Annotated in this window: 14 protein-coding genes; 6 read left to right on the plus strand and 8 right to left on the minus strand. The window is 58.0% G+C overall.

Translation table 11 applies throughout. The annotated features are described in order from the left end of the window. Positions 1 to 8 precede the first annotated feature (8 nt). The 8 genes from ACXAGD_RS19515 to ACXAGD_RS19550 all read right to left on the minus strand — a co-directional run bounded on the left by ACXAGD_RS19515 (position 9) and on the right by ACXAGD_RS19550 (position 7,379). On the minus strand, positions 9 to 509 hold the full coding sequence (locus ACXAGD_RS19515) for a hypothetical protein (protein WP_475213087.1): 501 nt from the start codon (positions 507 to 509) through the stop codon (positions 9 to 11). A 27-nt stretch (positions 510 to 536) separates the two neighbouring features. Next, a complete protein-coding gene (locus ACXAGD_RS19520; protein WP_475213089.1) occupies positions 537 to 1,130 on the minus strand; it encodes a tetratricopeptide repeat protein in 594 nt (197 codons plus the stop codon). 74 nt (positions 1,131 to 1,204) lie between these two features. Beyond that, complete coding sequence (locus ACXAGD_RS19525) at positions 1,205 to 2,230, minus strand: trans-3-hydroxy-L-proline dehydratase (protein WP_475213091.1); 1,026 nt, start codon at positions 2,228 to 2,230, stop codon at positions 1,205 to 1,207. A gap of 9 nt (positions 2,231 to 2,239) precedes the next feature. Continuing rightward, entirely contained in the window at positions 2,240 to 3,478 is a 1,239-nt protein-coding gene (locus ACXAGD_RS19530) for an NAD(P)/FAD-dependent oxidoreductase (protein WP_475213093.1), read from the minus strand. Then, positions 3,475 to 4,407, minus strand: a complete 933-nt coding sequence (locus tag ACXAGD_RS19535) for a 4-hydroxyproline epimerase (RefSeq protein ID WP_475213096.1) — start codon at positions 4,405 to 4,407, stop codon at positions 3,475 to 3,477. The genes ACXAGD_RS19530 and ACXAGD_RS19535 overlap by 4 nt, the downstream gene beginning before the upstream one ends. Continuing rightward, positions 4,398 to 5,357, minus strand: a complete 960-nt coding sequence (locus ACXAGD_RS19540) for a dihydrodipicolinate synthase family protein (RefSeq protein ID WP_475213098.1) — start codon at positions 5,355 to 5,357, stop codon at positions 4,398 to 4,400. Before ACXAGD_RS19540 ends, ACXAGD_RS19535 begins: the two co-directional genes overlap by 10 nt. Before the next feature lie 160 nt (positions 5,358 to 5,517). After that, the gene (locus ACXAGD_RS19545) at positions 5,518 to 6,576 is read right to left on the minus strand and encodes an ABC transporter ATP-binding protein (protein ID WP_475213100.1); all 1,059 of its coding nucleotides are present in this window, start codon (positions 6,574 to 6,576) and stop codon (positions 5,518 to 5,520) included. Then, the gene (locus ACXAGD_RS19550; RefSeq protein WP_475213102.1) at positions 6,573 to 7,379 is read right to left on the minus strand and encodes an IclR family transcriptional regulator; all 807 of its coding nucleotides are present in this window, start codon (positions 7,377 to 7,379) and stop codon (positions 6,573 to 6,575) included. Before ACXAGD_RS19550 ends, ACXAGD_RS19545 begins: the two co-directional genes overlap by 4 nt. Before the next feature lie 151 nt (positions 7,380 to 7,530). Between ACXAGD_RS19550 and ACXAGD_RS19555 the strand changes: the two genes are divergently transcribed. The 6 genes from ACXAGD_RS19555 to ACXAGD_RS19580 all read left to right on the plus strand — a co-directional run bounded on the left by ACXAGD_RS19555 (position 7,531) and on the right by ACXAGD_RS19580 (position 14,489). Next, positions 7,531 to 8,790, plus strand: a complete 1,260-nt coding sequence (locus tag ACXAGD_RS19555) for an ABC transporter substrate-binding protein (protein WP_475213104.1) — start codon at positions 7,531 to 7,533, stop codon at positions 8,788 to 8,790. Positions 8,791 to 8,888: 98 nt separating this feature from the next. Then, entirely contained in the window at positions 8,889 to 9,812 is a 924-nt protein-coding gene (locus ACXAGD_RS19560; RefSeq protein ID WP_475213106.1) for a carbohydrate ABC transporter permease, read from the plus strand. Position 9,813: 1 nt separating this feature from the next. Continuing rightward, complete coding sequence (locus ACXAGD_RS19565) at positions 9,814 to 10,662, plus strand: carbohydrate ABC transporter permease (RefSeq protein WP_475213109.1); 849 nt, start codon at positions 9,814 to 9,816, stop codon at positions 10,660 to 10,662. After that, positions 10,659 to 11,999 carry an alpha-galactosidase gene (gene melA / locus ACXAGD_RS19570; protein WP_475213111.1) on the plus strand — a complete coding sequence of 447 codons (1,341 nt, stop codon included), beginning with the start codon at positions 10,659 to 10,661 and terminating at the stop codon, positions 11,997 to 11,999. The genes ACXAGD_RS19565 and melA overlap by 4 nt, the downstream gene beginning before the upstream one ends. Before the next feature lie 13 nt (positions 12,000 to 12,012). After that, positions 12,013 to 13,722 carry an IlvD/Edd family dehydratase gene (locus ACXAGD_RS19575; protein WP_475213113.1) on the plus strand — a complete coding sequence of 570 codons (1,710 nt, stop codon included), beginning with the start codon at positions 12,013 to 12,015 and terminating at the stop codon, positions 13,720 to 13,722. Further along, positions 13,722 to 14,489, plus strand: a complete 768-nt coding sequence (locus tag ACXAGD_RS19580; RefSeq protein WP_475213114.1) for an SDR family NAD(P)-dependent oxidoreductase — start codon at positions 13,722 to 13,724, stop codon at positions 14,487 to 14,489. Before ACXAGD_RS19575 ends, ACXAGD_RS19580 begins: the two co-directional genes overlap by 1 nt. Positions 14,490 to 14,493 lie beyond the last annotated feature (4 nt).

Raw genomic sequence — 14,493 nt, forward strand, 5'->3', positions numbered from 1 at the left:
GGGTGTTTCTACTGGACCCCAAAATCCGCATACCCGCTGGAAGCCGCAAGCTGCTGGACATAATCCGTGATCGTTTGGCTCAAATGATCGGTAGAACCCGCCTCGACCTCTGGTGGCACTGACACACCGGCTTCTCGAATGAGGCAAAAAAAATACTCTCGATCAAAACGCCGGGCATTTATCAGAAAGGTGTTAATCTCGTGCTGAGCCAGATCAGTTCTTCCTAATTCCGCATATGTTTGGGCACGGGTTATCCATTCGTGGTTTCCACGAAGGCCCAACCATTCATCCACTCTTTGACTCCATCTGTCGAAAAGGCCCTTTCGGGCATAGGATCTCTGCGCGGACCATTCGGCGTAGTCTTCAACGAATTCCACGCCTTTCTCCTCATCACCAATCTTCAGATGAACCATGGCCGGAAAAAACAGATTTGTGACCCCATTCGGCATCAATTGAGAGAGGCCGCTCGCAGCCGCGAGGCCCTTCTCGGCGTCACCTGTTCCGTTCAAGTGCAACAATATCTGACTAATGTATACCTATGTCTGATCCGGCCAGCGTTTCGCCGCCTGCGTCAGAAACTGTTCCGTTCCATCAAGCCCATCTACTTGGTGGTGCGTATTTGCCAGGCCAATACCTGCGCCTTCATACCCCGGATCAATTTCCAGAACTTTCTCATATCCCTTTATCGCATCCACAAAGTTACCCTGACGCTGATCGAACCGCGCTTTGTAATATCGGGCTGACACTCTGTCGGGATCAAGGGCCACAGCTTTGGAATGGGCCGCATCGGCGTCGGCGACGCGTCCCATGGCCTCCAGCGCCAAAGCCCACCTTAAGACCGGAGTTTCATCCAAAGGCTGAAGGTCGGACGCCGCGGTATAGTTCGCGATAGCCTCATCATAGCGTTTGCCGCAATAGTAGGCCCAGCCACGCGCGCTCAGCAGTCTGCTGTGTTGCACAGGTGTCAGTGTATCAACAGTCATCAGCGTTGTGCAGATCGCAACAACGTCAGCCATGCTGCCCTTGTTCCCCATGCAGGTCGCGGACATTTCCGTATAGTTCGGCTTGGGGTTGAGCGCCCATATCACCGTCGCAAACACGATGATCAGGGCGGCAAGGCGTATCTTCATAAAGGCTCAGTTTCGGAAATTCGCTCTTCTATAAGTAGAAATGTCCCCCCTCGAATTCAAGGCTCTCCAACCGGTTACACACCCCACGTGTCGCTCAACCGATACCCGCCGGGCCAGGGGTCGTCCGGGTCCAGCATGTGTTGGTGCGTGCCGGTGATCCAGCCTCGGCCGCTGATTTCGGGGATGATGGCTGGGCGGTCGCCGACTTGGGCTTGCTCGACAATCCGTCCGGTAAAGCGCGATTCGATGATCGAGACCGCCTCGAACGTTTGACCGACCGTCATTTGACCCTTTGCGGCCATCAGGGCCATCCGGGCCGAGACTGCCGTGCCGGTGGGGGATCGGTCGACCTTGCCCGGCTGAATGGCGACTGCGGATTTGCCAGTCAGGCCGGTTTCTGTCTTCTCAAGCGGCCCGCAAAAGGCGCAGAAGGAAATGTGATCCCAATCCGCGTTTTCGGGGTGCGTAAATCCAAGCTGTTCATTGGCCGCGTTGGTGATGGCCACGCCCATACGCGCGATGTCACGGGCTTCGTCTTCGACGATTTCGAACCCCAAGGCCCCCGCATCGACCACAACGAAACTGTCCCCGCCATAGGCCGTGTCCACGGTCATAGTGCCGATGCCCGCAACCTCGAGCGGCACTGAAATCTTATCGGCAAAACTAGGCAGGTTTTGAACGAAAATACGCTCGGCCTTGCCGTTTCGGCATTCGGCGCGGACCTTCACCAGCCCGCCCGGGGCCTCAAGCGTCATCAGCGTCTCGGGCTCCTGCATCGGAATAATCCCGCCATCCAGCAGAACGGTAGACACGCAGATCGAGTTTGAGCCGGACATGGGCGGCGTGTCTTCGGGCTCCATGATGATAAAGGCGGCGTCCGCATCAGGATGCTTAGGCGGCACCAGCAGGTTGACATGCCGGAACACGCCGCCGCGCGGCTCGTTCAGCACAAAATTCCGCAAGGTTTGGTCCTGCGCAATGAAGGCACGTTGTTCCCAGATGGTCGCTCCGGGTGGCGGCTGAACACCCCCGACGATGACATCGCCCACTTCGCCTTCGGCATGGGCCGAGATTACATGAATGGTCTTACTGCTGCGCATGTTCTGTCCTTAAAAGCGGGCGGCCGAAAACGGGGTCACAGAAATTTGTGCAGGCTGATCGTCAACGAGAGCACCCACCAGTTCGGCGGTTCCTGCAGACTGCGTGAGACCCAAGTGACCATGGCCGAATGCATAGATCACATCCCTTGCGTTTGGCGAGGGTCCGATCACCGGCAAACTGTCAGGCAGCGACGGGCGGAATCCCATCCATTGCGTGCCGCCTTCTGTATTCAAACCGGGCAAAAACTGCGTGGCTTTTTGCAACAGCGTATCAGCACGCTTGAAGTTCGGGGGCAATTCCAAGCCACCCAGTTCAACTGCGCCACCGATCCGAACGCCGCCATTGATCTTGCTTGCCACAAAGCCATGACCTGAGAACGTCAGGTGCATCCGTAAATCAAATGCGCCCTCGGGAAGGGTGGTGTTGTACCCACGCTCGGTTTCCAAGGGGATGTGATCACCGAGTGTCCGCGCAAGGTGATGCGACCACGCGCCCGCGCTTAGAACAACCGTATCGGCCTCGATTTCACGTTCTGCCAGCGTGATCCGCACACCGCTTTCCATCGGAGTCAGCGTGCGGATTTCCTGGCGTTCGATCAGACCGCCTCGGTCACGGAAAGCCTGTGCCAGACGCTCGACCCATTTCTTTGGGTCGACGGTGTTGATCCAGTTCGGCGTGAAGCCGGCGTGGGTGAACCGAGGGCTGAGGCCGGGTTGTCGTTCGGCAATCGCCTCAGGGCTTTGCAGAAGTTCGAAGTCTATTCCGTGCTGGCGACGCACCTCCCACGTGGGCAGACTGGCGCGATATTCAGCCTCGCTCTCGTAAAGCTGCATCTGCCCGTCGCGTTGCATCATCGCCTCGCCAGTCACCGAGGCAATCAGCTGGGTTAAGGCGGTGCAGGACAGGTCCATCAGGCTGGCTTGGGCCGACAGGAGTTCTTTGTAGCGGCTAGGACGGCTGGCGCGCCAAAACCGATACATCCACGGCGCAATCTTGAACGCATAAGCGGGTGGGATGGACAGCGGCCCCAGCGGGTCCAGCAACCATTTCGGTGCCTTTTTCATGATGCCGGGGGTTGCCAGCGGTTCAACCTCGGAAAAGGCAAAGGCGCCCGCGTTACCGGCAGAGGTCTGCGCGGCAACGCCTTCACGATCCAGAACCAGAACGGAATGACCCCTGCGCTGCAACTCCAGCGCCGTTGTGATGCCAATTACGCCGGCGCCAATCACAACGATCTGCTTGGTCATAGCTCTATGCCCTCTTTGAACGGATCACTTGCATCGAAAATCAGTGTCGCCTCGGCCATGACATGAGCCTGCCCGGTGATCGAGGGGATGATCCCTCCGTTCGCACCCGGCTGATAAGAAAGGCGATAAGCGCTGCCGATGACGCTGTGCTGGACGATTTCTTCACCGGGAGCCAATGCTCCGTCCGCGGCCAGACAGGCCAGACGCGCTGAGCTACCGGTACCACAGGGCGAACGATCGTAATTGTCGTCCGGGCACAGGACAAAGTTGCGACTATGGACCGCTGGGTTAGCGGAGGCGTCCTGAAAAATCACGTGGTCGATCGGTTCGCCCTGCTCTCCTCCGATCCCCTGCGCGATCGAGGCCTCGCGGATCGCGACAGTCATATCAGTCAATTTCGGGATATTGCTGGTCTCAACCGGGATCGGGCTGGGGTCGACGATGAAGAACCAATTGCCTCCATACGCGACGTCCCCTGTCACCGCGCCATAGCCCGGCACATCCAATGTCACATCACAGTGGACCCGACGGCTTTCGATATTTGTGACAGTGACGGTGTTGGCATCATGCAGCTCAACTGTCACGACCCCGGCGGGGGTTTCAATCTTGTGTCGACCAATGTCGATCCGCCCCAGATGCGCCAGTGTGACAGTCAGGCCTATGGTGCCGTGGCCACACATGCCCAGCACCGCGTCCACATCGAAATAGATCACGCCGGTCACGCAGGACGGATCAACCGGCTCGACCAACAGTGCGGAGACCATGGCGGGCTGGCCGCGCGGTTCCAGCATGATCGACCGGTAATACTCTTCATGCTCAGTCGCCAGCCTGCGAGCACGCTCGGCCAAAGGCCCAGAGCCCAGATCGGGTGCGCCGTCAAGGATGACCCGCGTCGGCTCACCCCCGGTATGACTGTCGATCACATGCATTCAGCGATCACTCCGCCCTGTTTTGACCAATCGGCGAACCATGTGCGGAACAGATCGTATTGCTGTTCGCAATAGTTGCGCTGCGCATCGGTCAGCTCGTCCGTTTCATTGAAGTGCAGACGGTATTCCTGTTCCCCGTTCAGCACCAGAAGATGCTTGTAATACAGCACCAGATCGGGGCCTTCGTCAAAGCTGGAAAGCACTTGGATCGCCTCGGTCAGCTCTTGCGCTCGCTGACGCGCCTCGGCATTCCCTTGAGCCGCATTTTGAGACAGCGAGGCCAGCAGCAGCGCCTCACGCGGCAAGGCTGTACCTATACCAGTGATCGAACCGGTTGCGCCGCAATTGACAAAGCCGTGGTAAACCTCGGTATCGACGCCCACCATAAGTGTGACCTGATCGTCCTGGCTGGTGATGTTTTCCGCCGCATAGCGCAGATCATCCTTGCCCCCGAACTCCTTGAACCCGATCAGATTGGAATGTTCAGCGCGCAGGGCAAAGAACAGATCCGCGCGCGTGGCAAAGCCGTAATACGGGCTGTTGTAGATGATCGCAGGCACATCCGGTGCCGCCGACAGAATCGCCTTGAAATGGTTCTTTTGCGCTGCCGGGGACGTGCCGCGCGACAGCACGCGCGGGATCACCATCAGACCGACCGCGCCGACCTTTTGCGCATGCGCGGCATGGGCCACGGCGGATTTGGTGTTAATGGCCCCGGTTCCGACCACGACGGGCAGCCCCGCGGCAACCAAACGCTCCACCCCTTCCATACGCTGCTCATCGGTCAACAGTGGCCAGTCGCCCATAGAACCGCAATAAACTACTGCCGACATACCCGCATCGATCATCTGTTTCCCCTTGCGCACCAACGCGTCAAAGTCCGGTGTGCGGTCCGCCTTACATGGGGTCATAAGCGCAGGCATGGTGCCGGTGAAAACATTGGTCGACATCGGATTTATCCTTTGAAAATGTTGAGTCAGGGCAGGCAGAATGAGCCCTTCAAAATTTGCCATAACGGATATTGGATACAAAATCCAGAACAAATGATACCAACAAAAAACGCGCCGGATCGAGGGATCGGCGCGTTAGGCTTGTGATGCGGCGGGACTACTAGCGGAACCGCTGCCCGGTTTCAGGATCGAACAGCATCGCACGCTCTGGACGAACGTACAGACCGATCCGCTCACCTTGTTTGCTGCGCTGATCGTCACGTTCTTCGACAATCAGTTTATCACCATTCGGCGTCAACAAATACGAATAGCTCACACCGCCAAGCGCCTCGGTCAGGTCAACGGTGCAAGTGTCGCCCGTGCGGTCGACCTCGATATGTTCAGGACGAATACCGAGTGTAACCTTATTTAGGCCAGCAGGCACATTGGCCGTCACCTCCAGCGGTGCGCTAAGCGCCGGGTGCGAGACCTTGCCGTCAGCATAGTCGCATTCAAGGAAATTCATCGCCGGAGAGCCAATGAATCCCGCCACAAACCGGTTGTCCGGATCGCGGTACAGATCCATTGGCGCGCCGACTTGTTCAATCCGTCCATCCCGCAGCACCACGATCTTGTCGGCCATCGTCATCGCCTCGACCTGATCATGGGTCACGTAGATCATCGTAGCGCCGATCTCGTTGTGCAGCCGTGCGATCTCGACCCGCATCTCAACGCGCAGCTCGGCATCGAGGTTGGACAAAGGTTCGTCGAACAGAAACACCTCGGGGCCGCGCACGATGGCCCGCCCGATGGCTACACGCTGACGCTGACCACCAGACAGCGCCTTAGGCTTACGCTTAAGATACTGATCCAGCTTCAGAATGTTCGAAGCCTGCTGCACCTTCTGATCAATCTCAGACTTGGGAACGCCGTTCATGCGCAGTCCAAATCCCATATTCTCGGCCACAGTCATATGCGGATACAGAGCATAGGTCTGGAACACCATCGCGACGCCGCGCTTGGCGGGATCCATATGGGTCACGTCACGCGCACCAATATGAATTTGCCCTTCAGTGGTTTCCTCAAGACCTGCGATCATCCGAAGCAAGGTGGATTTGCCACAGCCCGATGGGCCAACGAAGACGCAGAACTCCCCGTCTTCGATCTCCAGATCAATGCCGTGAATAACCTGCGTCTCGCCATACCGCTTGATCGCCTGATTCAGAGTCACACCCGTCATGTTGCTTGCATCCTGTCTGTGTCGGCGCCTGAGCGGGTCTCGGGGAACCGCCACGCCTGTGCTTCGGCTCCAATTTGTTCGGCCACGCGGCGAACTCGGGGAACCCAGGTTTCCAATTGTTCGAAATTCATTCGTTCGGTCGATCCGGTTACGGAAATCGCCCCCAGCATCCGCCCGCCCGAAGTCAGAATCGGACATGCAATGCAGATAATGCCGGGTTCATGCTCTTCGTCATCAACCGCATAGCCCCGACCGCGGATCAGTTCGAGGTCGGCCCGCAATGCCGCCTCAGAGGTCAGCGTCTTGTCAGTGAACCGGTGATAGCTTTGCTGTGAAACGGCGCGGTTCAGCGCCGTCTCATCGAGAAAGGCCATCATGGCCTTGCCCACCCCCGTGCAATAGGCCGGACCAACCTTGCCGGCCTGCGAGTACATCTCGATAGGCTGGGCGGCATTACGTTTGTCGACATACAGCACCTGACTGGAATCGAGCTGCGCCAGATGCACCGTTTCCCCGGTTTCCCGGCTGAGCGCATCCAGAAATGGACGTGCAATCGGCGCCAGTGAGCTTTGAGTCCAAGCCGCATGGGCCAGTCGTACCAGCCGCAATCCTGGTGCGTAGGTCTGCCGATCGGGGTCGTATGACAGCATCCCCTGATTGGTCAGGGTCTGCAGAAACCGATACAGCGTCGCCTTTGGAAAATCGCTGCTTTCCAACAGTTCCGCGAATCGAACCGGGCGGGCAAAAGCCGCCACCTGTTCCAGCACGTCACATGCTTTTCCTATTGTTCCGTCACCAGCCACGGGCGCCTGTTCTCCTCCCAATAACCCATCGCCATCCTCACGAGGGTCTTGACAAGACTAACCGAGTCGATGTGTAGTTTTCAATATGTAAAACACGGTTTCATTATTTGGAACTTTATAAAGCGATAAATGGAAGCTAAGGGAGGAAACCATGCATTCCATGTTCAAGCGCACAGCAGCTGCGCTGGCGGCCAGTGTGGCCTTTGCCGCGCCTGTTGCGGCCGAACTGACCGGCGAACTACGAATCTTTCTCGACACGTCAAACCCGGCGCCACGCGCGACGATGGAAGCGATGATCGAGCGCTTCGCAGCCGAGCACCCGGGGCTGGAGATCGAAACTACGGTGATTGACCGCGAGGCCTACAAGACGCAAATCCGCAACTTTCTGACCGCGGACACGCCGGATGTTGCCAACTGGTACGCGGCCAACCGCATGAAGCCGTATGTCGAGGCGGGCCTCTTCGAAGACGTGTCAGATCTGTGGGCCGAACCGGCGATCGCTGACAACCTCGGGTCGACCAAAGGTGCGCTGACCATCGACGGGAAGCAGTGGGGCGTGCCCTATACCTACTACCAGTGGGGCGTCTACTACCGCAAAGACATCTTTGACGAACTGGGCCTGACCGAGCCGACAAGCTGGGAAGAAGAGCTGGCCAACTGCCAGAAGATCGTCGATTCAGGACGCGCCTGCTATACCATCGGCACCAAGTTCCTGTGGACTGCCGGTGGCTGGTTCGACTACCTGAACATGCGCACCAACGGCTTCGACTTCCACAACCAGCTCGCTAATGGCGAAATCAGCTGGGAAGACGACCGGGTCAAGCAAACCTTCGCCAACTGGAAACAGCTGATCGACATGGGTGCGTTCATCGACAACCACCAGACCTATAGCTGGCAAGAGGCCCTGCCGTTCATGGTCAACGGCGAAGCTGCGGCGTACCTGATGGGCAACTTTGCTGTCGCACCACTTCGCGAAGCAGGGCTGACCGACGACCAACTGGACTTCTACCAGTTCGTCGCCATCAACCCCGACGTTGAATTGGCCGAAGATGCCCCGACTGATACGTTCCACATACCGGCCAACGCATCAAACAAAGAGGCCGCACGCGAGTTCCTGCGCTTCGTTGTGTCAGCGGATGAGCAGACCGAGATCAACAACGGCGCGAACCTCGGCCAATTGCCAGTGAACGCGCAATCTGCGGTGGATGACGACAAGTTCCTGCAGCAAGGCTTCGCCATGCTGTCATCCAACAGCCCCGGTGGCGTCGCACAATTCTGGGATCGGGACGCGCCTGCGGAAATGGCCAAAGTGTCGATGGAAGGCTTCCAGGAGTTCATGGTCAAGCCCGACAATCTGGATCGCATCCTGTCCAAACTGGAACGCGCACGCGGGCGTATCTACGAGAACTAAATCGGTTGGGCCGGGCTCAAGCCCGGCCTGCACCCAAACCTGCGTAAGGCGGGTGATAACCCGTCTTACTCCTTTGACCTAAAACCCCGAGTGTCCGCATGTCAGCCGTCGAACCCCCTGAACAGGAAAGCTGGTTCCACAGAAACCAACAGCGCATCGCGCCCTGGCTGTTTTTGGCCCCCGGTCTGCTGTTCTTTATGGTCTATGTGATCATCCCGGTATTCCAGTCCTTCAACCTGTCACTCTATGAATGGGACGGGTTAGGCGCAGCAGAATATGTGGGATTCAGGAATTACGAAGACCTCTATTGGGAATGGGTGGACAGGGATGCGTTTTATACATCGCTGAAAAACAACCTGATCTGGCTGATCCTTTATCTGGCCGCAATCCCTGCGGGTCTGTTCATCGCCCTGTTCCTGAACCAAACGGTCTGGGGCATCCGCCTGTACAAGTCACTGTTTTTCTTCCCGTTCGTGATCTCTCAGGTCGTCGTTGGCCTTGTCTTCACTTGGTTCTATGACCCGACCTTCGGTCTGCTGAATGAATTCCTTAGCTTCTTCGGCCTTGGTCCGCTGAACGTGCTGGGCGACGAACGGTTCGTCACCTACGGCATCATCTTCGCGGGCCTCTGGCCGCAGACCGCTTATTGCATGATCCTCTACCTGACCGGCCTGAACGCGGTGGACCCCGAACAGATCGAGGCCGGGCGTCTGGATGGTGCAAAAGGTCTGCGGATGTTGTGGCACATCATCCTGCCGCAACTTCGCCCCGCCACCTTCATCGCTTTCGTTGTGACCATCATCGGGGCACTGCGCAGCTTCGACCTGATCTCAATCATGACACAAGGCGGCCCGTTCGGCTCGTCCCGCGTGCTGGCCTATTACATGTTCGAGGTTGCACTCTCCGAATACGGCTTCCGCATGGGTTATGGCGCTGCCATCGCGGTAATACTGTTCCTGATCATGCTCTGCTTCATCGCCTATTTCCTGTGGTCGATGTACCGCGAAGAAAGGGGGCACTGAGATGTTTCCCAAACCCATCGAAAAACAGTCCCGCGCGGCACAGATCAGCTATCAAGCCATGTTGCCGCTGGCCTTGCTCCTATGGCTCGGCCCGCTGCTGGCGGTTGCTCTGTTCTCGGTCAAACCGGCAGCAGATTTCACCAACGCGAACTACTGGGGCATGCCGTCCAGCTTCGAGGGCGCAGTCAATTACGGGCAGGTCTTTTTCAACTCGGACATGCCGCGCTACCTGTTGAACTCTTTCCTGATCACCATTCCCACGGTGATCGGAGCGGTTGCACTTAGTTGCATGACCGGTTTCGCGCTTGGCATCTATAAGTTCAAGTCGAACCTCTGGATTTTCTTCATGTTCGTTGCGGGCAACTTTGTGCCTTTCCAAATCCTGATGGTCCCCGTCCGCGATCTGACGCTGCAGCTTGGTCTCTACAACACCAAAACCGGCCTTGTGCTGTTCCACATCGCCTTCCAGACCGGGTTCTGCACACTGTTTATGCGCAACTTTATCCGTGCCCTGCCTTTTGAACTGATCGAGGCGGCCCGCGTCGAAGGCATCAGCGAGGTCCGCATCTTCTGGTACGTGGTCTTGCCCCTGATGAAGCCAGCCATCGCTGCGCTTAGCGTGTTGATCTTCACCTTCATCTGGAACGACTATTTCTGGGCCGTGGTGCTGACACAAGGCGCTGAAAGCCAGCCTGTTACTGCCGGGATCACCAGCTTTAACGCCCAATTCCGGGCAGCCTATCAGTTAATGAGTGCGGGCTCGATCGTTGCGGCCTTGCCGCCGGTGGCCATGTTCTTCCTCATGCAAAAACACTTCATCGCGGGCCTGACCCTCGGAGCTGTAAAATGAAAAAAATCGCCTTTGTCGGAGCGGGTTCCACGATCTTCATGCAGAACATCGTGGGCGACGCTCTGCTGACCCCTGCCCTGGCCGACAGCCACTTTGCCTTGATGGATATCGACGCCGAGCGTTTGGCCGAAAGTGAAGCCGTTGCCCGTGCTATGATCCGTACCGTCGGAACCGGGGCAACTGTCACCGCACACACCGACCGCCGCGCGGCGCTGGACGGGGCCGATTTCGTTATAACCGCTTTTCAGGTCGGCGGGTATCAGCCCTGCACGGTGACCGATTTCGAAATCCCCAAACAATACGGCCTGCGCCAGACCATCGCCGATACATTGGGTGTCGGAGGCATCATGCGCGGCCTTCGCACGGTTCCGGTTCTGTGGGACGTGGCGCGCGACATGATGCAGCTCTGCCCCAACGCGACCCTGCTGCAATACGTCAACCCGATGGCGATCAACACCTGGGCCTTGGCCGAGCAATTCCCGGCGCTGAAACATGTGGGCCTGTGCCACTCGGTCCAGAACACGATCGAAGAACTGGCGCATGATCTCGACCTGCCCAAGGATGAGTTTCGCTATAAGGTCGCAGGCGTTAACCACGTCGCCTTTTTCCTGCGGCTGGAGCATCAGGGCCGTGATCTCTACCCCGCGCTACGGCAGGGCTATGCCAGCGGGCAGATTCCCAAGGCCCCGCTGCTGATGCCGCGCTGCCCTAACATAGTTCGTTACGAAGTGATGGATCATCTGGGTTACTTCTGCACCGAAAGCTCTGAGCACCTCGCCGAATACGTTCCGTGGTTCATCAAGGACGGGCGGCAGGATTTGATTGATCAGTTCTCGATCCCACTGGATGAATACCCGACACGCTGCGTTGAGCAGGTGGCCAGTTGGAAGGAACAGGCCAAAACTCTGACCGACGGTCGCGATATCGAAGTGACCCGCAGCCACGAGTTCGCCGCCGATCTGATGAACGCCATCGTCACTGATACGCCCTATGTGGCCTATGGTAATCTCCCGAACACGGGCCAGATTCCACAACTGCCAATGGGCGCTGCGGTGGAAACACCCTGTCTGGTAGACAGCAACGGTGTGCAGCCTTCGGTCGTCGCCGATATCCCACCACAACTGGTCGCGCTGATGCGGACGCAGATCAATGTGCAGGAGCTGACCGTTCGGGCATTGGTCGACCAGAACCCGGAATACATCTATCACGCTGCCATGATGGATCCGCACACTGCCGCCGAGTTGGACCTGCGCCAGATCCGCAATCTGGTTAGCGACCTACTGATCGCACATTCTGACTGGCTGCCTGACTGGTGCCAGCCCGCCAAAGCCGCTTGAAAAGGCCTAGCCAATGACCAAAAAACGCCGCTCAGAACACTGGTATGGAAAGCTCGATAAAGACGGGTTCATCCACCGTTCGTGGATGAAGAATCAGGGTTTCCCTGATCACGCTTTCGACGGCCGCCCGATTATCGGCATCTGCAACACATGGTCGGAACTGACGCCCTGCAACTCGGGCCTGCGTGATCTGGCCGAAGGAGTGAAACGCGGCGTGTGGGAGGCCGGAGGCTTTCCCGTCGAATTCCCCGTCATGTCGCTGGGTGAAACTCAGATGAAGCCCACCGCGATGTTGTTTCGCAACCTGCTGGCGATGGACGTCGAGGAATCCATCCGCGCCTACGGTATTGACGGCGTTGTCCTTCTGGGCGGTTGCGACAAAACCACCCCGGGGCAGCTGATGGGCGCGGCTTCGGTCGATTTACCGTCGATCGTTGTCAGCTCTGGCCCGATGCTGAATGGCAAGTATCGCGGGCAGGACATTGGTTCGGGCACCGACGTCTGGAAATTCTCTGAGGCCGTGAGGGCCGGAGAGATGACCCTGCAGGATTTCATGAACGCGGAGTCCGGCATGTCCCGCAGCGCCGGTGTGTGTATGACCATGGGCACGGCCAGCACCATGGCTTCACTGGTCGAAGCGATGGGCATGAGCTTGCCCACCAACGCCGCCCTGCCCGCTGTCGACGCCCGCCGCATGGCGCTGGCGCACCTGACCGGCAAGCGAATAGTCGAGATGGTGGATGAAGACCTTAAACCCTCGGACATTCTGACCAAGGAAGCGTTCGAGAATGCTATCCTCGCCAATGCCGCCGTGGGCGGATCGACCAATGCAGTTGTTCATCTGCTGGCACTGGCAGGTCGCGTGGGCGTGGACCTGACGCTCAAGGATTTTGAGATCGGGTCGGAAATTCCCCTACTGGTGAACTGTATGCCCTCGGGCAAATACCTGATGGAGGACTTCTGTTACGCCGGTGGTGTGCCGGTCGTACTGAACGAACTCAAACCCTTTCTGCGCCCGGCAAAAACCGTGCTGAACAAGGACATATCAGCCCATTTCGAAGGGGCCGAGTGTTTCAATTCCGACGTCATCCGCCCCTTCAACGATCCGGTGAAACCCGCAGCAGGGCTGCGTGTTCTGCGTGGTAATCTCGCACCAAACGGAGCCATCGTGAAGCCTTCGGCGGCGACGGACGCTCTGCTGGAAACTGAAGCAGAGGCACATGTCTTTGAGAATATCGAAGACCTGAAAGCCAATATCGACCGCGAAGACCTGCCGGTCACACCTGAGACCATTCTGGTGCTCAAGGGCTGCGGCCCCAAGGGTTATCCGGGGATGCCAGAGGTCGGCAACATGCCGATCCCGGCCAAGCTGGTGAAGGATGGCGTGCGCGACATGATCCGCATCTCAGACGCGCGCATGTCCGGCACCGCCTTTGGCACCGTTATCCTGCATGTCAGCCCCGAAGCACAAGCAGGAGGCACCTTGGCGCTGGTCAAAACCGGAGATCGCATCCGTGTATCCGCCAGCAAGGGTGAGCTTGAACTGCTAGTCGACGAACAGGAGCTCGACACCCGCCGCGCAGCGTGGAAACCGGACGACCCGCATTATACCCGCGGCTACGCGAAACTTTATGTCGATCACGTGCTGCAGGCCGATCAGGGCGCAGACCTTGACTTCCTCGTCGGCAAAGACACCCGCCTTGTGACCAGAGAGAGCCACTGATGGACCAACCCGCCACTTTCCACGATCTCAACGAGGCTTCAGTCTATATCACAGGCGGCGGCTCGGGCGTTGGTGCCGCCCTGACCGACGGGTTTCTTGCTCAAGGTGCCAATGTCGCCTTCATCGGGCGGTCTGACGCCAGCGGATTTGTCGAGGAAATGCGCGACAAACACGGCCGCGCACCCCTGTTCATGCAGGGCGACATGACCGATACCGAGCTGCTACACGCCACTATGAAAAGGGCCGCTGAGGCGCATGGTCCTTTGAACGTGCTGATCAACAACGCCGCCAATGACAAGCGCCACTCGCTTGAGGAAACCACGACCGAGTTCTGGGACTGGATGATCGAAGTGAACCTCAAGGCCTATTACTTCGCCTGTCAGGAAGCCGCGCGTCAGATGCAGGGCAAAGGTGGTGCGATCGTGAATTTCAGCTCGATCAGCTACATGATGGGAAATGCCGGCTATCCGATTTATACCACCTCAAATGCCGGGATCACGGGCATGACGCGTTCCCTTGCGCGCGAGTTGGGGCCGCAAAATATCCGCGTCAACGCTCTGGCGCCGGGCTGGGTTCTGACGCAGAAACAGCTGGATATGTGGGCCACGCCCGAGGATTTGGCCGCCCACATGGACCGCCAGTGCCTAAAAGAGCACCTGACGCCCGAAGATATGATTGCACCAACTTTATTTTTAGCTTCAAACGCCAGCCGGGCCATGACGGGCCAGTGCATGGCCGTGGATGGCGGCGTTGTCGTAACGGGATAAAACC

It is taken from the genome of Ruegeria sp. ABF4_144, assembly GCF_056160045.1.